At 73.2% G+C, this 20,770-nt stretch carries 18 protein-coding genes; 10 read left to right on the forward strand and 8 right to left on the reverse strand.

Annotation, left to right across the window (positions count from 1 at the left end; all coding sequences use genetic code 11):
• Positions 1-44: 44 nt before the first annotated feature.
• Positions 45-1,163 (forward strand): phosphoserine transaminase, encoded by a 1,119-nt coding sequence (gene serC / locus ACY0MR_RS16195; protein ID WP_361852867.1) that lies wholly within the window; start codon positions 45-47, stop codon positions 1,161-1,163.
• Between the two features lie 152 nt (positions 1,164-1,315).
• Here serC and ACY0MR_RS16200 read toward each other — a convergent pair whose 3' ends face one another.
• Positions 1,316-2,308 (reverse strand): SdiA-regulated/phytase-like domain-containing protein, encoded by a 993-nt coding sequence (locus tag ACY0MR_RS16200; RefSeq protein ID WP_473561322.1) that lies wholly within the window; start codon positions 2,306-2,308, stop codon positions 1,316-1,318.
• A gap of 125 nt (positions 2,309-2,433) precedes the next feature.
• Here ACY0MR_RS16200 and ACY0MR_RS16205 point away from each other — a divergent pair, with 125 nt between their 5' ends.
• Both ACY0MR_RS16205 and ACY0MR_RS16210 read left to right on the forward strand, forming a co-directional pair.
• The gene (locus ACY0MR_RS16205; protein WP_473561324.1) at positions 2,434-3,282 is read left to right on the forward strand and encodes an alpha/beta fold hydrolase; all 849 of its coding nucleotides are present in this window, start codon (positions 2,434-2,436) and stop codon (positions 3,280-3,282) included.
• 67 nt (positions 3,283-3,349) lie between these two features.
• Entirely contained in the window at positions 3,350-4,030 is a 681-nt protein-coding gene (locus ACY0MR_RS16210; RefSeq protein ID WP_388792479.1) for a GDSL-type esterase/lipase family protein, read from the forward strand.
• A 102-nt stretch (positions 4,031-4,132) separates the two neighbouring features.
• On the opposite strand, the gene ACY0MR_RS16215 is transcribed toward ACY0MR_RS16210, so the two are convergent.
• Positions 4,133-5,122, reverse strand: a complete 990-nt coding sequence (locus ACY0MR_RS16215; protein WP_473561326.1) for an aldo/keto reductase — start codon at positions 5,120-5,122, stop codon at positions 4,133-4,135.
• Positions 5,123-5,286: 164 nt separating this feature from the next.
• Complete coding sequence (gene thpR, locus ACY0MR_RS16220) at positions 5,287-5,871, reverse strand: RNA 2',3'-cyclic phosphodiesterase (RefSeq protein WP_473561328.1); 585 nt, start codon at positions 5,869-5,871, stop codon at positions 5,287-5,289.
• A gap of 33 nt (positions 5,872-5,904) precedes the next feature.
• Between thpR and ACY0MR_RS16225 the strand changes: the two genes are divergently transcribed.
• Entirely contained in the window at positions 5,905-6,411 is a 507-nt protein-coding gene (locus ACY0MR_RS16225) for a GNAT family N-acetyltransferase (RefSeq protein WP_388792475.1), read from the forward strand.
• Between the two features lie 88 nt (positions 6,412-6,499).
• On the opposite strand, the gene ACY0MR_RS16230 is transcribed toward ACY0MR_RS16225, so the two are convergent.
• A complete protein-coding gene (locus ACY0MR_RS16230) occupies positions 6,500-7,837 on the reverse strand; it encodes an MFS transporter (RefSeq protein WP_388792473.1) in 1,338 nt (445 codons plus the stop codon).
• A 45-nt stretch (positions 7,838-7,882) separates the two neighbouring features.
• A complete protein-coding gene (locus tag ACY0MR_RS16235; protein WP_361852844.1) occupies positions 7,883-8,344 on the reverse strand; it encodes a MarR family winged helix-turn-helix transcriptional regulator in 462 nt (153 codons plus the stop codon).
• A gap of 259 nt (positions 8,345-8,603) precedes the next feature.
• On the opposite strand from ACY0MR_RS16235, the gene ACY0MR_RS16240 reads away from it, so the two are divergent.
• On the forward strand, positions 8,604-8,858 hold the full coding sequence (locus ACY0MR_RS16240) for a hypothetical protein (RefSeq protein WP_361852841.1): 255 nt from the start codon (positions 8,604-8,606) through the stop codon (positions 8,856-8,858).
• Here the strand turns inward: ACY0MR_RS16240 and ACY0MR_RS16245 are convergent.
• Complete coding sequence (locus tag ACY0MR_RS16245) at positions 8,828-10,279, reverse strand: NCS2 family permease (protein WP_404079578.1); 1,452 nt, start codon at positions 10,277-10,279, stop codon at positions 8,828-8,830. The genes ACY0MR_RS16240 and ACY0MR_RS16245 overlap by 31 nt on opposite strands.
• A 148-nt stretch (positions 10,280-10,427) precedes the next feature.
• On the opposite strand from ACY0MR_RS16245, the gene ACY0MR_RS16250 reads away from it, so the two are divergent.
• The 3 genes from ACY0MR_RS16250 to ACY0MR_RS16260 all read left to right on the forward strand — a co-directional run bounded on the left by ACY0MR_RS16250 (position 10,428) and on the right by ACY0MR_RS16260 (position 13,725).
• A complete protein-coding gene (locus ACY0MR_RS16250) occupies positions 10,428-10,718 on the forward strand; it encodes a DUF2530 domain-containing protein (protein ID WP_404079579.1) in 291 nt (96 codons plus the stop codon).
• A 121-nt stretch (positions 10,719-10,839) separates the two neighbouring features.
• Positions 10,840-13,248 carry an HAD-IC family P-type ATPase gene (locus ACY0MR_RS16255; protein WP_388792468.1) on the forward strand — a complete coding sequence of 803 codons (2,409 nt, stop codon included), beginning with the start codon at positions 10,840-10,842 and terminating at the stop codon, positions 13,246-13,248.
• A gap of 150 nt (positions 13,249-13,398) precedes the next feature.
• A complete protein-coding gene (locus ACY0MR_RS16260) occupies positions 13,399-13,725 on the forward strand; it encodes an SCO4225 family membrane protein (protein ID WP_388792466.1) in 327 nt (108 codons plus the stop codon).
• 4 nt (positions 13,726-13,729) lie between these two features.
• Here the strand turns inward: ACY0MR_RS16260 and ACY0MR_RS16265 are convergent, their stop codons facing one another.
• Together ACY0MR_RS16265 and ACY0MR_RS16270 are read right to left on the reverse strand one after the other, a co-directional pair.
• Complete coding sequence (locus tag ACY0MR_RS16265; protein WP_473561333.1) at positions 13,730-16,876, reverse strand: sacsin N-terminal ATP-binding-like domain-containing protein; 3,147 nt, start codon at positions 16,874-16,876, stop codon at positions 13,730-13,732.
• Between the two features lie 179 nt (positions 16,877-17,055).
• Positions 17,056-17,985, reverse strand: coding sequence for a DUF3027 domain-containing protein (locus ACY0MR_RS16270; protein WP_361852823.1), 930 nt, complete (start codon positions 17,983-17,985; stop codon positions 17,056-17,058).
• Between the two features lie 518 nt (positions 17,986-18,503).
• On the opposite strand from ACY0MR_RS16270, the gene ACY0MR_RS16275 reads away from it, so the two are divergent.
• Both ACY0MR_RS16275 and ACY0MR_RS16280 read left to right on the forward strand, forming a co-directional pair.
• Positions 18,504-19,883 carry an MFS transporter gene (locus ACY0MR_RS16275; RefSeq protein ID WP_473561335.1) on the forward strand — a complete coding sequence of 460 codons (1,380 nt, stop codon included), beginning with the start codon at positions 18,504-18,506 and terminating at the stop codon, positions 19,881-19,883.
• 404 nt (positions 19,884-20,287) lie between these two features.
• On the forward strand, positions 20,288-20,767 hold the full coding sequence (locus ACY0MR_RS16280; RefSeq protein WP_055602994.1) for a hypothetical protein: 480 nt from the start codon (positions 20,288-20,290) through the stop codon (positions 20,765-20,767).
• Positions 20,768-20,770 lie beyond the last annotated feature (3 nt).

The raw sequence follows: 20,770 nt of genomic DNA on the forward strand, positions 1-20,770 counted from the left end.
ACATCCGGCGACCGGGCCCTTCCCGACCCGATACTCTCCGCCTCGTGGCTGATATCCAGATTCCCGCTGACATCAAGCCCGCCGACGGCCGTTTCGGCGCGGGCCCCTCCAAGGTGCGTACGGAGGCGCTGGACGCCCTGGCCGCCACCGGCACCTCTCTCCTCGGTACGTCCCACCGCCAGGCTCCGGTGAAGAACCTGGTCGGCGAGGTACGTTCCGGCATCCGTGACCTCTTCTCGCTCCCCGAGGGCTACGAGGTGATCCTGGGCAACGGCGGCTCCACCGCCTTCTGGGACGTCGCGACCCACGGGCTCATCGAGCAGAAGTCGCAGCACCTCACCTTCGGCGAGTTCTCCTCCAAGTTCGCGAAGGCCTCCAAGCTGGCCCCGTGGCTGGCCGAGCCGACCGTGATCTCCTCCGACCCGGGCACCCACCCGGAGCCGGTGGCCGAGGCGGGCGTGGACGTCTACGCGTACACGCACAACGAGACCTCCACCGGTGTCGCCGCTCCGCTGAAGCGGGTCGCGGGCGCCGACGAGGGCGCGCTGGTCCTGGTCGACGCGACCTCCGGCGCGGGCGGCCTCCCGGTCGACATCACCGAGACGGACGTCTACTACTTCGCGCCGCAGAAGTCCTTCGCCGCCGAGGGCGGCCTGTGGCTGGCCGCCTTCTCCCCGGCGGCCCTGGAGCGCGCGAAGAAGATCCACGAGTCCGGCCGGCACATCCCGGAGTTCTTCTCGCTGCCGACGGCGATCGACAACTCGCTGAAGAACCAGACGTACAACACCCCGGCGCTCTCGACCCTCTTCCTGCTGAACGAGCAGCTGAAGTGGATCAACGGCCAGGGCGGTCTGGACTGGGCCGTGGCCCGGACGAAGGAGTCCTCGGACGCGCTGTACGGCTGGGCCGAGGAGTCGAAGTACGCGACGCCGTTCGTCGCGGACGCGGCGAAGCGGTCGCAGGTCATCGGCACGATCGACTTCGCCGACGACATCGACGCGGCGGCGGTCGCGAAGGCGCTGCGCGCGAACGGCATCGTGGACACGGAGCCGTACCGCAAGCTGGGCCGCAACCAGCTGCGCGTCGCGATGTTCCCGGCGATCGACCCGGCGGACGTGCGCGCCCTGACGGCCTGCATCGACTACGTCATCGAGAAGCTGTAACCCTCCCTTCCCGTACGCCCGAAGGGCCCGTCACCGGATTCCGTCCGGGAACGGGCCCTTCGGCCGTCAGGGGGGCGGGTGGCGCGGCACCTGAAGAGGCGCCGGCCGGGCGGGTGTCGGCGATACCCGAAGGGGCGCCGGCCCGGCGGGGGTCAGCGGCGTCTGAAGAGGCGCTTCGCGCCGACGACCAGCAGTGTGGCGCCGGCGAGGACCAGGAAGCCCATGGTCGCGTTCCCGCCCTCCCCGGCGTCCTGCCCGGACGGCGGCCGGGACGTGTCGGGCGCGCCCGGGGTGTCCGCGGGCTTCCCCGAGGGACTCGCGGCGCCCTGCCGTTCCAGCCGCACCACCCGGCTCTTCTGCCCCTCGGAGCCCAGCATGAAGGCCGAGCCGTCGGGCGTGTACGTCACGGACTCCGCCTGCCCCTGGAACGGGGCGCCGATCGGGGTGCCCCCGTCGGCGAGCCGGCCGTCCTTCCACGCGTACTCGCGCGCCATGAGGTAGCCGCGCAGCACCAGCCGTTCGCCGTCCGGCGAGAAGGCCCCGTCGGTCACCCACGGCACGTCGCCGATGCGCCGGAAGGTGTTCGTCCCGGACGAGGAGAGCCGCTCGGGACCCGCGTACAGGCCGCCGCCCTCCTCGTTCTTGCTCGCGATGTACACCCGGCCGGTCTTCGGGTGGACCATCAGCGCCTCCGCGTTGCGCGCCCCGTCGGCGTACTTCACGACGTACTGCTTCGCCGCCACCGTGCGGTCCCCGAGGACCTTCGGCTCGGGGAAGCGGTAGATCCAGACGTGGTCCCAGGAGCCGTCGAGGTTGTCGCCGATGTCGCCGACGTAGATGTCGCCGTCCGGACCGACCGCGATGGCCTCCATGTCGCGCGGGGTGCCGACGCCCCGCATGGTCAGGGTCGCGACCGTCTTCCCCGTGCGGGAGTCGATGCCGTAGATCAGCGGCGCGTCCTGGTCGTTGTGCGTCCAGTAGATCCCCGGGTGGGCCCGGCTGGCGGCGAGGCCGCTGGACTCGGTGACGCGGGAGTCCTCGATGGTGAAGTCCCGGTCCGGCTCCGGCCCTTCGGCACGGGCATGCCCGGCCGGCAGCAGTACCAGGGCCGCGGCCGCGCCGAGGGCGCACAGAGCAGATCGCATGCCCCCAGCCTGCCACGACACGGCGGCCCGCCGCGGGGGAAGATCGTCCGACCGGCCGCCGGCTTCCCCCGACCCGGTGCGAAACCCTGTTGACCTGCCCTTCGGCCGCTGCCAGGGTCGCGCCCATGCCCACCCCGAAGACCTTCACCGCGCCCGACGGCACCACCCTCGCCTACCACGAGTCCGGTACGGGCGATCCGCTCCTCTGCCTCCCCGGCGGTCCGCTCCAGGACTCCGCCTATCTCGGGGACCTCGGCCGGCTGACCGGCCACCGGCGGCTGATCCGGCTCGACCTGCGGGGCACCGGCGCGTCGGCCGCGCCGGCCGACCCCGCCTCGTACCGCTGCGACCGGCTCGTCGACGACGTGGAGGCGCTGCGCGCGCACCTCGGGCTCGACGCCGTCGACCTCCTCGGCCACTCGGCGGGGGCGAACCTGGCCGCCCTGTACACGGCCCGGCACCCCGGACGCGTCGGCCGGCTCGTGCTCGTCACCCCCGGCACGGCGGCCGTCGGGCTCGACACGGCACCGGAGGAACGGCTCGCGGCGGCGCGGCTGCGGGAGGGCGAGCCGTGGTTCGGTCCGGCGTACGCGGCGCTCCTCGAGGTCACGGCGGGGCGCGGCACCGGCGAGACCTTCCAGGCCGTGGCGCCGTTCTTCCACGGGACCTGGGACGCGGCGGCGCGGGCGCGGCACGCCGCCGGGGAGGGGCAGCGGAACCGCGAGGGCGCGGGCGTCTTCGCGAGCGAGGGGGCCTTCGACCCGGCGGCCACCCGCGCGGTGTTCGCGGAGTTCCCGCGGCCTGTGCTCGTGGTGGCGGGGGAAGGGGACGTGAACACCCCGGTGCCGACGGCGGCCGCGTACGCGGGCCTGTTCCCCAAGGCGTCCCTCGTCGTCCTGGACGGGGCCGGGCACTTCCCGTGGCACGACGACGCGGAGCGGTTCGCGGCGGAGGTCGGCGGCTTCCTGGCGTAGCCGGTCCGCGCGGCCCGTGTCCCGGATCACGTCGCAGGTCCGGGACGCCGTCCGCGATGATATGACCATGCGTTTTCTGTTCGTCGGCGACAGCATGACCATCGGACGCGCCGGCGACTGGACCTGGCGGTACCGCATGTGGCGGCACCTGGAGTCCACCCTGCCCGGCGGGTACGAGATCGTCGGTCCCCGCACCTCGCTGTACGACCCGGCCGCCGACGCCCCGGCCTCCGAGGCGTACGCCGACCCCGCCTTCCCCGCCGCCGCCCGGCGCCATCTCGCCGGCTGGGGCGAGGGCTGGCTGCACATGGCACCCGTGATCGGCGACACGGTGGCGGAGACCGGCGCCGACGTCCTGCTGGTCTCGCTCGGCCTGATCGACCTCGGCTTCTACACCGACAGCGGGCAGACGGAGGAGAACGTCCGGGCCTTCGTCGCGGCGGCCCGCGCCGCGAACCCGCGCGTCCGGGCCGTCCTGCTGCCGGTCATCCCGAACGTGCGCGCCGGGTACGACGCCCCCTTCGCCCTGGAGTGCGCGCGCTTCAACGAGCTGCTCGCGAAGGCGGTCGCCGACCTGGACACGGCCGCCTCCCCGCTCCTGCTGGCCCCGGTGACGGAGTCGTACGAGCTCGACGGGGACACCTACGACGGCACCCACCCGGGCCCCTCGGGCGAGCACAAACTGGCGGCGGCCTTCGCCGACGCGATGCACCAGGCCTGGGGCCTGGGCGGCCCGTACGCGGGGTAGCGGGCGGGTTCAGGCGGCACAGGGTCCACCCGGGCGGCGCCGGTCCACCCCGGCGGCGTGGAGGTGCGCCGCCGGGGGACCGGTGGGTCCGGGGTCACCCCGTCACCAGGCGAAGGCCTCCGGGGACGGGCCCGGGCCCGGGAAGATCTCGTCGAGGCCCGCCAGGACCTCCTCGCTCAGCTCCAGCTCCAGGGCGCGCAGCGCGCCGGCCAGCTGCTCGGGCGTGCGCGGGCCGACGATCGGGCCGGTCACGCCGGGCCGCGTGAGCAGCCACGCCAGGGCCGTCTCGCCCGGCTGCAGGCCGTGCTTGTCGAGCAGGTCCTCGTAGGCCTGCAGCTGCGCGCGGGACGCCGGGTCGGCGAGGGTGGCCGCCGCGCGGCCCTCCGTGCGCCGCTTGCCCTCGGCCTCCTTCTTCAGGACGCCGCCGAGCAGCCCGCCGTGCAGCGGCGACCAGGGGATGACCCCGAGGCCGTACTCCTGCGCGGCCGGGACGACCTCCATCTCCGCGCGCCGCTCGAAGAGGTTGTAGAGGCACTGCTCGCTGACCAGGCCGACCGAGCCGCGCCGGGCGGCGGTCTCGTTGGCCTGGGCGATCTTGTAGCCGGGGAAGTTGGAGGAGCCGGCGTAGAGGATCTTGCCCTGCTGGATGAGGACGTCGACCGCCTGCCAGATCTCCTCGAAGGGGGTCGCGCGGTCGATGTGGTGGAACTGGTAGAGGTCGATGTAGTCCGTGCCGAGGCGCTTGAGGCTGCCCTCGACCGCGCGGCGGATGTTCACCGCCGAGAGCTTGTCGTGGTTGGGCCAGGCCTCGCCGTCGGCGCCCATGTTCCCGTAGACCTTCGTGGCGAGGACCGTGCGGTCGCGGCGGCCGTCGCCCTTCGCGAACCAGGAACCGACGATCTCCTCGGTCCTGCCCTTGTTCTCACCCCAGCCGTACACGTTGGCGGTGTCGAAGAAGTTGAGCCCCGCGCCCAGCGCGGAGTCCATGATGGCGTGGCTGGTGGCTTCGTCCGTCTGGGGTCCGAAGTTCATCGTCCCGAGGACGAGTCGGCTGACCTTGAGTCCGGTGCGTCCGAGCTGCGTGTACTCCATGAACGACAAGCCAACTGCTTGGAGTGCGCTCGAAGCAAGGGGGTTCCCACGGGGTGGGGAGGGGCCTACTGGCCGACCACCGATGCCACCGCGATGATCGCGAACATCAGTACGAGAACGCCGGCCATGATGCGGTTACGGGTCTTAGGGTCCACCCTTCGAGGTTAACCCGGCGGCCGCGCCGACCCCGCAAGGGGCCAGCCGTCGACCCTCTCGTACCGCGGCTGTTCTCCCCGCACCCCGCTCACCGGGAGGTTCGACCGCACCAGGACCAGCTCGCCCACCTCCCAGCGGGTGCCCTCGAAGGTGCCGAGCTCGGCGAGGAAGGGACGCAGGTCCACCTCGTCCCGGCGCGGCCGGGCCAGCGTCAGGTGCGCCTGGTAGCGGCGGTGCTCCTCCATGGGGACCCCGGCCCGGCGAGCGGCGGCGTCGGCCCGCTCGGCCAGCAGCCGCAGCTCGTCCAGGTCCCCGGCGACCCCGGCCCACAGGGCCCGCCGCCCGAAGTGCCCGCCCCCGTGGATCCGGAGCGGGAAGGGCGGGGTGCGGTGTGCGGCGCGCGCGAGCCGGACGCGCAGCTCGGGCAGCAGCTCCTCGTCGACCTCGCCCATGAAGGCGAGCGTGAGGTGCCAGCCGGGCCGCGAGGTCCAGCGCAGGCCGTCCGCGCCGGGCAGCCGGTGCAGACGGTCGACGGCGTGTCCGAGCTCGTCCTGCCGGCCGGGCGGCGGCAGGACCGCGGCGAAGAGCCTCATGGGGCGAGTGTGGCAGCCGTTAGCCTCTGCGGCATGAAGATCTCCATCAGGAAGGGCGGGGCGGAGGACCTCCCCGCGATACTCGGCGTCCTCGACAGCGCCGTGGTCTGGCTCAACGGCAAGGGAATCACCGCGCAGTGGGGCACCGAGTCGTTCTCGGCACGGCCCAAGGCGGTGCGGCAGGTCGAGGACACGATGGGCGAGGGCGACCCGTGGATCGCCGAGATCGACGGCGTACCGGCGGGGACGATGACGCTGACCCCGCACCCGGGCAAGCACGTGCCCCGGGTGGACGAGCCCGAGGTGTACGTGCGGCTGCTCGCGACCGACGCGCGGTTCCACGGGCACGGGGTGGGGGCGGCGCTGCTCGCGCACGCGGTGGAGGAGACCCGGCGGCAGGGGGTGTCCCTGCTGCGGGTGGACTGCTTCGCGGGCAGCGAGGGCCGGCTGATCGCGTACTACGAGGGCCAGGGCTTCACCTCGACGGACACGTTCCTGGTCGGCGACTGGGCGGGCCAGATCCTGGAACGCCGGGTCTGAGGACCCGCCGCTCCGGGGCGGCGCGGGTCGCGCGAGGGGGCGGGGACCGGGGGGTGTGCCCCCGGTCCCCGCCCCCTCGGGACGTCGGTCAGGCCGCCGTCGCCAGGCGTTCGCGGGCCACGAAGCGGACCTGCGGGTGCCCGTGGCGCCAGCCGAAGGCCATCTTCAGGTCGCCGACCTTCGCCAGGATCAGGCCGATGACGACCGCCGCCGCCAGCGAGATCACACCGCCGGTCGCGAAGCCGACGCGGGCTCCGTACGTGTCGGTGACCCAGCCGAGGAGCGGCGCGCCGATCGGCGTGCCCCCGGCGAAGACCATCATGTAGAGGCTCATCACCCGGCCCCGCATCGCGGGGTCCGTGGCGAGCTGGACGGCCGAGTTCGCGGTGATGTTGACCGTGAGGCCGATCATGCCGATCGGGACGAGCAGCAGCGCGAACAGCCAGAACGCCGGCGACAGCGCCGCGGCGATCTCCAGGGCGCCGAAGACCGCCGCCGCGATCACCAGCATCCGCAGCCGGGTCGAACCGCGGCGGGCCGCCGCGAGGGCGCCCACGAGCGAGCCGGCCGCCATGAGGGTGTTGAGGAGGCCGTACGCGCCCGCGCCGACGTGGAAGACCTCGCCGGAGAAGGCGGTGAGCCAGATCGGGAAGTTGAACCCGAAGGTGCCGACGAAGCCGACGAGGACGATCGGCCAGATCAGGTCCGGACGCCCGGCCACGTACCGCAGGCCCTCTCTCAGCTGGCCCTTGCCGCGCGGGGCGCGCTCCACCTTGTGGAGCTCGCCCGGCCGCATGAGCAGCAGGCTGGTGAGGGGGGCGAGGAAGAACAGTCCGTTGAGGAGGAACGCCCAGCCGCTGCCGACGCCGGCGATGAGGACACCGGCGACGGCGGGGCCGACGAGCCGCGCGGACTGGAAGTTCGCCGAGTTGAGGGAGACGGCGTTGCGGAGGCGGTCGGGGCCGACCATCTCGGAGACGAAGGACTGCCGGGCCGGGTTGTCGACGACGGTCACCATGCCGAGGAGGAAGGCGATGAGGTAGACGTGCCAGACCTGGATGTGGCCGGAGAGGGTGAGGACGGCGAGGGCGATGCCGCAGAGGCCGAGGGCCGCCTGGCTGACGAGCAGGAGGCGCCGCTTCGGGTAGCGGTCGGCGATGACTCCGCCGTAGAGGCCGAAGAGCAGCATCGGCAGGAACTGCAGGGCCGTGGTGATGCCGACGGCGGCGGCCGAGCCGGTGAGGCTCAGGACCAGCCAGTCCTGGGTGATGCGGGCCATCCACGTACCGGTGTTGGAGACGATGGCGCCGGTGAAGAACAGCCGGTAGTTGCGGATCCTGAGCGAGGAGAAGGTTTCCCCCCGCCCGCGGGTGTCGAGGGTGGGTTTGTGGACGGGTGCGGAGTCTGCTCCGGGTCCCGTACTCAAAGTGCGTCGCCTCCTTGGCGCGTCGGATGGGGGATCCCGGGGGAGCTACCCCCGGGGAGAGGGGCTGAGGTGGGCGAGCTTCTCCAGGACCGGGGCGGCCGCGCGCAGCTTGGCCCACTCGTCCTCGTCCAGGCCCTCGGCGAGGGAGGCCAGCCAGGCGTTCCGCTTGCGGCGGGACTCTTCGAGCATGGCTTCGGCCTGCTCGGTCTGGCTGACCACCTTCTGCCGGCGGTCGTCGGGGTGCGGCTCCAGCCGGACCAGTCCCTTGGCCTCGAGCAGCGCGACGATGCGGGTCATCGACGGCGGCTGGACGTGCTCCTTGCGGGCCAGCTCGCCGGGTGTGGCGGAGCCGCAGAGCGACAGGGTGCCGAGCACCGACATCTCGGTGGGGCTCAGCGACTCGTCGACGCGCTGGTGCTTGAGGCGTCGGCCCAGTCGCATGACGGAGGAGCGGAGCGCGTTCACGGCCGCGGCGTCGTCGGCTGTGCCGTGGGACAGGTCAGGCATGTTTGTTAGCCTAACTCATTACTCTGTCTAAATACCAACGGGAGCACGCTGACGTCGCGCGGATCACACGCGTACGCCCCCACCCGCGCGACCCACCCGTCGCGCGGGTACGCCCGCGCCACTTGCCCACCCGTTTCTGCGCCCGCGCGTGAACCGCATGAGCACAGATCACGCTTCCGCATCCATGTATCACCCAAACGAGTGAGTCGGATCCAGAAAGTGACGCAAAGGAGCCCCGACTGCCCCGACCCTGAACGGCATGGGATCGACAGTGCTCAGCCTGCGCATCGACGGTGAGCTGCTCGACCGGCTCAGGAGTCACGCCGCGAAAAGAGGAATGAGCGTCCAGGACTATGTCGTCCGGACGCTCATTCGCGAGGATTTCGACGAGCGGTTCAAGACCGCCGTCGACGAGACGGAGAGGTTCTACGGGGAAGGGGACGGGGAACCGGCGGCCGGGGCGGCCGCCGACACCCCCCGCGATCACGTGAGGCCGAGCGCCGGCATCGCGTAGTAGAAGACGAAGACCGCCGACACGACGTACATGGCCACCGGGACCTCCCGGCCCCGGCCCGCCGCGAGCCGCAGCACGCTGAACGCGATGAAGCCGATGCCGATGCCGTTCGTGATCGAGTACGTGAACGGCATCATCACCATGGCCAGGAACGCCGGCACCGCGATGGTGTGGTCGCTCCAGTCGATGTCCTTGATCGAACCGGCCAGGATCAGGAAGCCGACCGCGAGCAGCGCGGGCGTGGCCGCCTGGGACGGGACCATCGTGGCCAGCGGCGTGAGGAACAGCGCCACCGAGAACAGACCGCCGGTGACGACCGAGGCGAGGCCGGTACGGGCACCCTCGCCGACACCCGCCGTGGACTCCACGAAGCAGGTGGTGGCCGACGAGGAGGTCGCACCGCCGGAGGCGACGGCCAGGCCGTCCACCAGCAGGACCTTGTTGATGCCGGGGAAGTTGCCGTCCTTGTCGATCAGCTTGGCCTCGTCGCCGACGCCGAGGATCGTGCCCATGGCGTCGAAGAAGCAGGACAGCAGGACGGTGAAGACGAACAGCACGCCGGTCAGGTAGCCGACCTTGTCGAAGCCGCCGAAGAGGCTGACCTCGCCGACCAGGCCGAAGTCGGGCGAGGCGACCGGGTTGCCGGGCCACTCCGGGGTGGTGAGGCCCCAGGACGGGACGGTCGCGACCGCGTTGATCACCATCGCCACGATCGTCATGACGACGATCGAGATGAGGATCGCGCCCGGCACCTTGCGGATGATCAGCGCGAGGGTGAGGAGCGTGCCCAGGATGAAGACGAGCACCGGCCAGCCGGTGAGGTGGCCGTCGCCGCCGAGCTGGAGCGGGACGGTGGTGTGCGCGGCGTCGGGGATGCGGGAGACGAAGCCCGAGTCGACGAGGCCGATCAGCATGATGAAGAGGCCGATGCCGATCGCGATGCCCTTGCGCAGGCCGACCGGGACCGCGTTCATCACGCGCTCGCGCAGACCGGTGGCGACGAGCAGCATCACGACGACGCCCGCGAGGACGACCATGCCCATGGCGTCCGGCCAGGACATCCTCGGCGCGAGCTGGAGCGCCACGACCGTGTTGACGCCGAGGCCGGCGGCGAGGGCGATCGGGACGTTGCCGATGACGCCCATGAGGAGCGTCGAGAACGCCGCGGTCAGGACGGTGGCCGTGACGAGCTGGCCGCCGTCGAGCTGGTGGCCGTACATGTCCTTCGCGCTGCCGAGGATGATCGGGTTCAGCACGATGATGTAGGCCATCGCGAAGAAGGTGGCGAAGCCGCCGCGGACCTCGCGGGCGACGGTCGAGCCGCGCTCGGAGATCTTGAAGTAGCGGTCGAGGCCCGAGGTCGGCTCCTGGGGAGCGGAGGGCTCGGGGGGCATGGCCTTGGCGGTGGCCGTGGTGCTCATGGGGTGGGTTCCTCTTCGGGAGATGTCCGTTTGGCGGTTCATACGAAGGAAACCCGCCAGAGGCAAACCGTTTCAGTATGAACACATGAACGAGCGAGCGTCTATCTCCGCGCGTAGATACGATTTCCCGCCACCTAGACTGACCTCCATGGCGAAGTGGACACCGAAGCACGAGGCACCCGAGCCCCTCGAAGGGCCGGTCGTCGCCACGATCACCGGCGGAACGATCCTGTGGTTCGTCCTCTTCCTCGTCCAGGTCCCGTTCTACGGCTGGTTCGACGACCGGGACCTGACCTGGTGGGTGTGGACCTGCCTCGCCGGCGCCGGACTCGGCCTGATCGGCATCTGGTACGTGCGCAAGCGCGACGCGGCGATCAAGCGGCACGCGGCGGCCCGCGCGGCGGAGGCGGGCCCCGAGGGGGCCCGGGGAGCCGAGTAGGCCCAGGGGCCCGGGTCGCGCCCGCCGGCATGGCACCGGGGGACGATTCCCCTCCTCCCCCGGTCTGATCTTCGCCCTTCTCGGCAGGTGAACGGTCGATTCCGGTCGTACCGTCGAAAACATGACTCAGCGGGCGAAGATCGACACCGACGGCGGCGAGGCCGAGGCGGTGGGGCCGCCCGTTGTCCACCGTCCCGCCGGACTCACCTCCGCCGAGGTCGCCGAGCGCGTCGCCCGCGGCGAGGTCAACGACGTCCCCGTCCGCAGCTCCCGCTCGGCCGCGGACATCGTCCGCGCCAACGTCTTCACCCGCTTCAACGCGATCATCGGCGTGCTCTGGGTGATCATGCTCTTCGTCGCGCCGATCCAGGACAGCCTCTTCGGCTTCGTGATCGTCGCCAACACCGGCATCGGCATCATCCAGGAACTCCGCGCCAAGAAGACCCTCGACGGCCTCGCCGTCATCGGCGAGGCGAAACCCACCGTCCGGCGCGACGGCGTCGCCGCCGAACTCTCCACCTCCGAGATCGTCCTCGGCGACCTCATCGAGCTCGGCCCCGGCGACAAGGTCGTCGTCGACGGCGAGGTCGCCGAGGCCGACAGCCTGGAGATCGACGAGTCGCTGCTCACCGGCGAGGCCGACCCGGTGGTGAAGAAGCCCGGCGACCGGATGATGTCGGGCTCGTTCGTCGTCGCCGGCGGCGGCGCGTTCACCGCCACCAAGGTCGGCCGCGAGGCCTACGCGGCCCAGCTCGCCGAAGAGGCCTCCCGCTTCACGCTCGTCCACTCCGAACTGCGCACGGGCATCTCGACGATCCTCAAGTACGTGACCTGGATGATGGTCCCGACCGCCATCGGGCTCATCATCAGCCAGCTCGTCGTCAAGGACGACAACTTCAAGGACGCCGTCGCCCGCACCGTCGGCGGCATCGTCCCGATGATCCCCGAGGGACTGGTCCTGCTCACCTCGGTCGCCTTCGCGATCGGAGTCGTACGCCTCGGGCGCAAGCAGTGCCTCGTACAGGAGCTGCCGGCGATCGAGGGCCTCGCCCGCGTGGACGTCGTCTGCCTGGACAAGACGGGCACGCTGACCGAGGGCGGCATGGACGTCACGGAACTCCGCACCCTCGACGGCGCCGACGAGGCCTACGTACGCAAGGTCCTCGGCGCCCTCGGGGAGTCCGACCCCCGGCCGAACGCCTCTCTCCAGGCCATCATCGACGCCTACCCCGACACCGTGGAGTGGCGGTGCACGGAGGCGCTGCCGTTCTCCTCGGCACGGAAGTACAGCGGGGCGGCCTTCAGCGAGGGCGACGGCCAGGACTCGGCCTGGCTGCTGGGCGCCCCCGACGTCCTCCTGCCCGCCGGGGACCCCACGCTCACGGAGATCGACCACCTCAACGAACAGGGCCTGAGGGTCCTGCTCCTGGCCCGTACGGCGAACGGCCTCGACTCCCCCGACGTCGCGACCGGCGCCCGCCCCACCGCCCTGGTCGTCCTGGAGCAGCGCCTGCGCCCGGACGCCGCCGACACCCTCTCCTACTTCGCCGACCAGCACGTCGCCACGAAGGTCATCTCCGGCGACAACGCGGTCTCCGTGGGCGCGGTGGCCGGGAAGCTCGACATGCCGGGCGCGGGGAACACGGTGGACGCCCGCACGCTCCCGGAGGACCGGGAGGAGATGGCGAAGGTCCTCGACGAGAACGCGGTCTTCGGCCGGGTCACGCCCCAGCAGAAGCGGGACATGGTGGCGGCGCTCCAGTCCCGCGGTCACACGGTCGCGATGACCGGCGACGGCGTGAACGACGTCCTGGCGCTCAAGGACGCGGACATCGGGGTGTCGATGGGCTCGGGCTCGGAGGCGACGCGGGCCGTGGCCCAGATCGTCCTGCTGAACAACAGCTTCGCGACCCTCCCGTCGGTGGTGGCGGAGGGCCGCCGGGTCATCGGCAACATCACGCGCGTGGCGACCCTCTTCCTGACGAAGACGGTCTACTCGGTCCTCCTGGCGGTCCTGGTGGTCTGCTCGCAGGTGGAGTACCCCTTCCTCCCCCGCCACCTGACCCTGCTGTCGACCCTGACGATCGGCGTCCCGGCCTTCTTCCTGGCGCTCGCCCCCAACAAGGAACGAGCGCGGCCGAACTTCGTCCGCCGGGTGATGCGGTACGCGATCCCGAGCGGGGTGATCGCGGGGGCGGCCACGTTCACGACGTACCTCCTGGCGCGCCACCACTACAGCGGCGAGGGCGCCCTGGAGGCCGAGACGAGCGCGGCGACGCTGACCCTGTTCCTGGTCTCGATGTGGGTCCTGGCGATCATCGCCCGCCCGTACACGTGGTGGCGCCTCACCCTGGTCGCCACCATGGGCGGCGCGTTCCTCCTGGTCCTCGTCGTCCCCTGGCTCCAGGACTTCTTCGCCCTGAAGCTGGTGGGCGTGACCCTCCCGTGGACGGCGGTCGCCATCGCGGCGGCGGGCGGCCTGCTCCTGGAGATCGCCTGGCGCTGGGTGGACCGGAGGTTCCCGGCGTAGGCCGTCCGGCGGATCGGCGGCCCAGGGCCGGGACGTACACGCGCTCACCCCGGTTTGAGTAGCCCTACTCAGGTGGACAGGCCGCGGTGCGCCGCACGATGGGACCCGCGCCGACACGGCGCGACCGAACCGTGCAGGAGGAATCCACCCATGCGAGACAGCCGCCCCCGCGCAGTCGCCCGGCTCACGTTCGCCAACCCCCTCTCCCTGGGCTACCTGGCGCTCGTGGCGTCGCTCCCCCTGCTGGTCAGCCCGTGGACCGAGGGCCGGGCCTTCGCGGACTTCTGGTACGCCCTCGCCACCGCGCCCAGCAGCCCGATCCTGCTTCTCCCCGACCTGCTGACCGGCCTCTCGGGCTGGGCGACCGCGTACCACTACACGGCGCTGGCCCTCTCCGCGCTGATCAACGCCTTCCTCCTCGGCCTCGCCCACCGGGCCCTCCGGAAGAGCCCGGCACGGCAGGGCCTCACCGCGTGACCCCTCAGTCGAACCAGCGGTCCCTGGCCAGCTCCGGGGTCCTCGACGGGTCCTCCAGCAGGGCCGCCACCTCGAAGCGGCGGGGCCACTGGCCCGCCGACCAGGCCAGGCCCGCCGCCACGCCCTCCAGGGTGGAGGCGTGGACGACGCCGTCCGCCGTGCGGCGCCAGTCGAGCTCCGTGTCCGCCGCCCTGAGCTCCTCGTGCTCGACGTACGAGGCGGGGGTCGTCGGGCCCAACAGGATCCGGACCGGCTCCGGCACCTCGTGCTCCTCGCCCACCGTCGCCACCTCGGCCTCCACCGCCTCGCTCAGCCGCCGCACCTGGAACAGCTCCGCCAGGTCCGCCGCCCGCGCCGGCGACACCGGCAGCAGCGGCACCCCGGCCGTCAGCGGCAGCAGGTCCGGCGCGTCCGCCACCATCGCCTCCGCCGCGTCCACCACGACCACCTCGCCGTCCAGCACCGCGCGCAGCTCGTCCGGCAGCGTCACCTGCTCCGGGTCCAGGTCCGCGAGCGCCGTGTACAGCGCGTGGAGCTGGGCGTCCGTGACCTCCCGGGCCGGGTCCGCCAGGCGCGCCAGGAGTTCCGCCGCCCCGCCGGGCTCGTCGAGCAGCGCCGCCACCGACGTGCGGACGCCCAGGGCCCGCAGGACCTGCTCGTCCTCGAAGCCGGTCGCGTCGGCGGAGTCGTACAGGCCGGCGAGGAGGGGGTCGGAGCCCTCCGCCCGCAGGCCCGCCGGGCGGCGGCCGTCCAGGACCGGGTGGTCGCGCAGCCACCACGCCGTGTACGAGCGGACCGTCTCCGTCGTCCCGTCCGGCAGGAGGATCCGCACGGGCTGGGTGAGGGCGTCGCGCAGCGGCGGCTGCGCCAGGAGGGCCAGCGCCCGCGGCCACGCGTCGTCGTCGACCAGGTCGAGGTCCCGCACGGCCACGATCTCCGTCGCGACCGGCGGCACCGGGGTCTCCGGCAGCCGGTCCAGGACGTCCTCGCACCACACGTCGACCGCGTCGAGCAGCCCCGCGTCGTCCGGCTCCGGGTAGTCGCCCTCGCGCGGCTCGACCTCGTCCGGGTCGAGCAGCAGGTCGGTCGCCCGGACCAGCGCGAAGGTGGCGAGGACGCCGCACGCGGCCAGCGGCTGCTCACCCCAGCGGGAGGCCAGCTCGGCGTCGACGTAGGCCAGTTCGTCCTCGCGCATCACGGCGGCGAACGCCGAGCCCGGCATCACCAGCTCGCCCGCCGGGGAGAGTTCGCCGTCCTCGTCGGGCAGCGCCAGCGCGCCCAGCCAGGGCTCCTCGCCCGGGTCGAGCTCGGCGTCCCTGACCAGGGCGAGGACGGTCTCGGCGAGCTCGTCCGCGTCCAGGGCGTCCCCGTCCTCGTCCCAGATCTCGCCCGCGTCGAGGGAGGCCGCGACCGCCGCCCGCACCTGCGGGGTCGTCAGGACCGCGCGGGGCGTGGCCGGCAGGGCGCCCAGCTTCTCCAGGAGCGGGTGGGCGGCCTCGGGGTGCGCCACCTTCAGACCGAGCCGGGTCAGCTCGGCGGGGGTCCGGTCCTGGGGCAGGAGGACCTGGCGGGGGCCGACGGCCGTCCGGACGCGGGCCCCTTCGGCGCCCTCGGCGAGCGGGACCGGGAGGCCCGACAGGCGGTCCGGGTCCACGCCCGCGAGGGAGTTGTACAGGCGCCACCACCACGTCGGGGCGCGGTCCACCCCGGCGAGCCGGTCGATCGCCTCGGTCAGCGGCACGCGGCCGACGCCGAGGGTCCGCAGCTCGGGCCGGCGCTCCAGACCGGCGGGGAGCAGCGTCGGGAACACCTCGGCCAGGACGTCCACGGTGTCCGCGCCCGCGCCCTCCGCGACCTCGGCCTCGATCGGGCGGAGCGCGGGGAGTTCCTCGGTGGGCGCGGCCGGCGCCAGGAACGCGACGCGCGGCAGCCGGTCCAGGATCGCCTCGCGCAGCGCCCCGTCGAGGGGGCCCTTGCCGAGCGGGCCGGGGACGAGGTCGAGCGTGGCGGTGGTCACCGGCTGCCACTCGGCGAGGAGTTCGGCGTACGCGTCGGCCGCCCGCTGCACCAGGAAGTCGGTGAGCCGGCCGGGCGCCGGGTGCCGTCGTGCGGTGTCCAGGGGCAGCGAGGCGATGAGGAGCGCGGGGATGCCGAGGGGTTCGTCGGTGGGGGTGGGCGCGTGCACGACCGGAGTGGTCCGCGGATAGCGCGGGGCTCCCTCCGGGTCCACGGGTACGGCCCAGGTGACGGACCAGTGGGGGCGCAGGCGCTCCTCGACCGGGCGGTCCTTGAGGAGTTCGGCGTCGAGGGGACCGCCGTGGGTGACGGTCCGCCAGCGGTGGGTGCCGGTGGCGGAGTCGACGATCCGTACGTATCCGTCGTCCTCGGAGCGGCTGAGGGTGCGTACTCCTTCCGGGGTCTCCACGACGATCTCGGCGAGCCCCGGAAGGGTGAGGAGGAGCGCGTCGTCGACGGAGCCGAGGAGGCGTTCGGCGAGGTCCTGGGCCGCGGAGTCGCGGAGCGGGAGGACGACGACGGTGTCGTAGCCGTCGGGGGCGGTGCCCTCGGCGGGCAGCGGGAGCCGCAGGAGGGGGACGTGGCCGTCCCGGCGGCGCAGTTCGTCTCCGAGGCCGGGGCTGTACCGGGCGGACTCGGCGGCGAGCTCGCGGGCCTCGGGGAGGGACCAGCGGACGCCGCCGTGGCGGCCGAGGACGGCGGGCTCGTCGGTGACGGCGAGGACGGCGGCGAATCCGACGCCGAACCGGCCGACGGCGCCGTGCGCCTGCTGCTCGCGCTTGGCGGAGGCCCGGAGCGTCGACAGGGACTCGGCCCCGGCGGCGTCCAGGGGGGCGCCGGTGTTGGCGGCGGCGAGGACGGCGGGGCCCTCGTGGTCCGCGGGGTGCAGGGTGAGCCGGAGGCGGCCGGGGACGCCGGCGCGGTGCGCCGCGTCGGCGGCGTTCTGGGCGAGTTCGACGACGAGGCGGTCGCGGTAGCCGCCGAGGGCGAGGTCCTCCTCGGCGTTGGCGTCCTCCCGGAAGCGGGCGGGGGACGCGCCCCAGGCGTCGAGCACACCTCGCCGCAGCCGGGCGGTGCCGAAGGGATCGGTTCCGTCGGTCGTCGTCCGGACGCTGACGCTCACGTCTGACTCCACTCTGCGGGGCGGTGATACTGCCGGGGCCGGGGCGTTGGCACCGGGGCCCGAACGTACCGTGCCCCGCCCCTCCCCCGCCGCCGGGGCACGTCGGGCGCCGGGGCGCGCGGGAGCACGCGCGGAGACGTACGGCGCCGGGCGGGCTCACCCGCCGACGGCGCCCTGGAGGGACGAGACCCTTATGAGTGGCCCAGGTCCTCCGACGTCGCGTCGGGTTCGGTCGTCGAGCCGGAGTCCTTCGCGGGACGCAGCGGGAACGCGTCGGCCCCCATCGAGTCGAGCACGGGCGGCGCGGGCCGCGGCGGCTTCGGCATGATCGCGGCCTCCGAGTGGCCTCCGCAGCCGTACGAGAGGGACACGACCCGCCCGTCCGCCGGGGAGAACTCGTTGGCGCAGACGCCGAAGGCCTGCTTCAGGGAGCCGGCGACCGGCACCAGGAACGCGCAGGACCGGCAGGTGGCCGGAGCGGCCTGGGCCATCGGCGTCCGGGCGCCGAAGGACTCCTCCCAGCGGTCCGCGGCCATGTGGAGCCCGTAGCGGGAGAGGACCCTGGCCCGGCGCATGCCGAGCTCGTCGGCGACGGCGGCGATGGCTCCCCGCGAGGGGGTGCGGGTGACGATCTCCGCGTCCTCGGCGTCGAGGTGGTCCGCCAGCTCCTCCGAGACCACGGAGTTCGGCGGCGGCGCGTCCTCGCCGGAGTAGCCGGGCTCCAGGCGCAGGTCGTCCGCCTCGGTCGGCAGGAGGTCGCCGGGACCCATGTCGCCGGGGCGCAGCCGCTCGCTCCAGGGCACCCACTCGGGGGCGAGGAGCGCGTCGGAGCCGGGCAGCAGGACGGTTTCGTCAAGCGTGACGTTCTTGGCGCGGGAGGCCCGGGTGACCGTCACCGCCCAGCGCCAGCCCCGGTAGCCGGGCTCCTTCGACTCGAAGTAGTGGGTGACGACACGGTCACCCTCGGCGACCACCTCGACGTGCGCACCGACGATCCCGGGGGCGGCCGCCTCCTCGGCGGCCTCCCGCGCGAGCTCTACGGCCTCGGCACACAGGCGGTCGGGGATACGCGTGGCTCGCGGGGTACGCGGGGTACCGCTTCGCGTCGTCGCAGCACTCACAGGTCTCGCTCATCTCCTACGCCGTCTCACGGGTGCGCCGGCCGAGGGGCGGGAGCGAAGCCACGGGCGGCGGGCGGAGCGGACCTGTGGGCCGCATCGACGTCCGCGCACCCGACCTGTCTCGCGTGTCTCGGGCACACCTATCGCCATCCATTCTGCGGGATGCCGAAGAGGCGCGCGGCCGAGAGCTTCCGCCGGTGGCGCGCTACGCACGCTACCCCGTTCGCGGGCCGCAGCCCACCTGCCCGCCCCAAGTGGCCCGGATCGCGGACGCCGGCGGGGAGGCCGGAGGGCCCTCCCGGAGGCCCCGGAGAGGCGGCGGAGCGGTTCGGACAGGGCGGCGAATCCCCGGCACGACGCCCGTCGCCACGCCGGTCACCGACTCCTCACGCACCCCTCACCCCGCCTTCGCGCGCCGTTCCCCCGACCTCCTCGCCACGCCTCCTCCGCATCGCCCGATACGGCCTCCACCGCCGCGCCACGGTTCGTCAGGCCCGTCTGTGGGGCACTATGACGGAGTGGCAGCCGCACGGTCCCCCGCACGATCCGAAGATCATGCCGGGCCGCTCCGCCGAGCGGGCCGGGCGGTCGGCCGTGCCCTGCACCTGCCGTTCACCGGGACCGCGAAGGGGATCCGGAAGGCCACCCACGCGCACGGCGCGGGCGAGTCGGGGCTCGGGAAGCTGATCGAGCTCCACGCCGTGAACGGCGCCGGGGACGTCATGATCACCGTCGCCCTCGCCTCCACCGTCTTCTTCTCCGTCCCCACCGACGAGGCGCGCGGCCGGGTCGCGCTCTACCTCGCCGTCACCATGGCCCCCTTCACGCTCCTCGCCCCCGTGATCGGTCCGCTCCTGGACCGGATCCCGCACGGGCGGCGGGCGGCGATGGCGGGCGCGATGCTGACCCGCGCCGTCCTCGCGATCATGATGTCGGGGGCCGTGGCGACCGGCGGCCTGGAGCTGTACCCGGCGGCGCTGGGCGTGCTGGTGGCGTCCAAGGCGTACGGGGTGGTGCGCAGCGCCGTCGTGCCCCGGCTGCTGCCACCGAACTTCTCCCTGGTGAAGGCGAACTCCCGGGTCACCCTGGCCGGGCTGCTCGCGACCGGCATCGCCGCGCCCGTCGGGGCGGGGCTCCAGATGCTGGGGCCCCGCTATCCGCTGTACGGGGCGTGCGCGCTGTTCCTGCTCGGGACCTTCTGGGCGCTGCGGATGCCGCCGAAGGTGGACTCCGCGAAGGGCGAGCGGCGGGCGCACCTGCTGACGCACGGGGAGCGGAAGCCCAGCCTGCGGACGGTGGGCCCGTCGGTGCTGCACGGCCTCCAGGCCAACGCGGCGCAGCGGATGCTGTCGGGTTTCCTGATCTTCTTCCTGGCGTTCCTGCTGCGCGACCACCCGCTGTCGGGGCAGAGCGCCGCCGTCTCGCTGGGGATCGTGGGCGTGGCGGCGGGCGTGGGCAACGCCTGCGGCACGGCGATGGGCTCGCTCCTGCGCGACCGGGGGCACGGGCCGGAGGTGATCATCGCCACGATGATCACCGTGGTCTGCACCACGGCGATCTGTACGGCGATCTTCTTCGGCGGGGTGATGGTGGCCGTCCTGGGGGCGGTCGCGGGCCTCACCCAGGCCCTGTCGAAGCTGTCCCTCGACGCGCTGATCCAGCGGGACGTCCCGGAGGTCGTCCGGACCTCGGCGTTCGCGCGCTCCGAGACGGCGCTGCAGATGGCGTGGGTGGTGGGCGGCGCGATCGGCATCGCCCTGCCCCTGAACGGAGCCCTGGGCATGGCCGTGGCGGCCGCGATCCTGGCGACCGGTGCACTGCTCGCCGTACGGGGCCTGCTCTCGGAGGCCCGACGCAGACCGGGCTCGAAGGGCCGCTCGAAGGCGCGGGTGGCGTAGGCACGCCGCGCCGACTCCCCGCGCGCCGACCGGCCCACCGACCGCCGCGGGGACGGCCCGTCAGCCATCGCGGGCACGGCGCGGCTCGTCAGCCATCGCGGGCACGGCCCGTCAGCCGTCGCGGGCTCGGCGCGGCTCGTCAGTCGGCGCGGGCTCGACGCGACCCATCAGCCCCGCCCGCCCGCCCGCCGGGCCACCCGCCGCCGCGGGCACGGCCCGTCGGCCGCCGACGGGCGCGGGCCTCGTGCGACCCGCCCGCCCGCTCCCGCCCGCCGGGGAATCCGGCCGGGCAGCCGCCGGGCCGCCCCGGCGGGGCCGTCCGCGGCGTCCTCGTTCCGGTACCGGACGGCGGCACGCCGTACCCCCGCGTGGCGCGGGCGCGACGGCCCGATAGCCTTCGGCTCATGACCGTTGCGTTCTTCTCCGGCTCGCGCCGCCGGGCCGCCGTCGCCCTCGGGGCCGTCTCCGCCGGGCTCCTCGTTCTCTCCGCCTGCGACAAGCCGACTCCGATCGCGACCGTGACGGTCGGGTCCGACTCGATCCACTCCGAGGCCGCCTGCTACAACGACGGCGAGGCCATCAAGGAGTCGCAGATCCAGCAGTGCCTCAACAAGAAGGCCGAGAAGTCCATCACCGTCGCGATGGACGACAAGATCCGCTTCGGGGTCGACCCCGAGATCGCGGACAACGGCTGGACGATCTTCCTCGGCGGCCAGCAGGCCGAGCCCGAGCCGTACAAGAAGACGTACCGGACCATCCCGGCCAGCGCCTTCTTCTCCAGCCAGACCGGCGAGGCCACCGACAACTCCCAGGTGACCATCGTCGAGAACACCGGCAAGAAGCTGACCGGCATCTGGCACTTCCAGCTGAAGAAGGAATCCTGATCC

The sequence above is a fragment of the Streptomyces sp. JN8 genome, from assembly GCF_055808075.1.

Coding starts and splice junctions, on each gene's coding strand:
- ACY0MR_RS16200 (WP_473561322.1), bottom strand. CDS start 2,308: ATGCGATCTGCTCTGTGCGCCCTCGGCGCGGCCGCGGCCCTGGTACTG.
- ACY0MR_RS16205 (WP_473561324.1), top strand. CDS start 2,434: ATGCCCACCCCGAAGACCTTCACCGCGCCCGACGGCACCACCCTCGCC.
- ACY0MR_RS16210 (WP_388792479.1), top strand. CDS start 3,350: ATGCGTTTTCTGTTCGTCGGCGACAGCATGACCATCGGACGCGCCGGC.
- ACY0MR_RS16215 (WP_473561326.1), bottom strand. CDS start 5,122: ATGGAGTACACGCAGCTCGGACGCACCGGACTCAAGGTCAGCCGACTC.
- thpR (WP_473561328.1), bottom strand. CDS start 5,871: ATGAGGCTCTTCGCCGCGGTCCTGCCGCCGCCCGGCCGGCAGGACGAG.
- ACY0MR_RS16225 (WP_388792475.1), top strand. CDS start 5,905: ATGAAGATCTCCATCAGGAAGGGCGGGGCGGAGGACCTCCCCGCGATA.
- ACY0MR_RS16235 (WP_361852844.1), bottom strand. CDS start 8,344: ATGCCTGACCTGTCCCACGGCACAGCCGACGACGCCGCGGCCGTGAAC.
- ACY0MR_RS16240 (WP_361852841.1), top strand. CDS start 8,604: ATGGGATCGACAGTGCTCAGCCTGCGCATCGACGGTGAGCTGCTCGAC.
- ACY0MR_RS16245 (WP_404079578.1), bottom strand. CDS start 10,279: ATGAGCACCACGGCCACCGCCAAGGCCATGCCCCCCGAGCCCTCCGCT.
- ACY0MR_RS16250 (WP_404079579.1), top strand. CDS start 10,428: ATGGCGAAGTGGACACCGAAGCACGAGGCACCCGAGCCCCTCGAAGGG.
- ACY0MR_RS16255 (WP_388792468.1), top strand. CDS start 10,840: ATGACTCAGCGGGCGAAGATCGACACCGACGGCGGCGAGGCCGAGGCG.
- ACY0MR_RS16260 (WP_388792466.1), top strand. CDS start 13,399: ATGCGAGACAGCCGCCCCCGCGCAGTCGCCCGGCTCACGTTCGCCAAC.
- ACY0MR_RS16280 (WP_055602994.1), top strand. CDS start 20,288: ATGACCGTTGCGTTCTTCTCCGGCTCGCGCCGCCGGGCCGCCGTCGCC.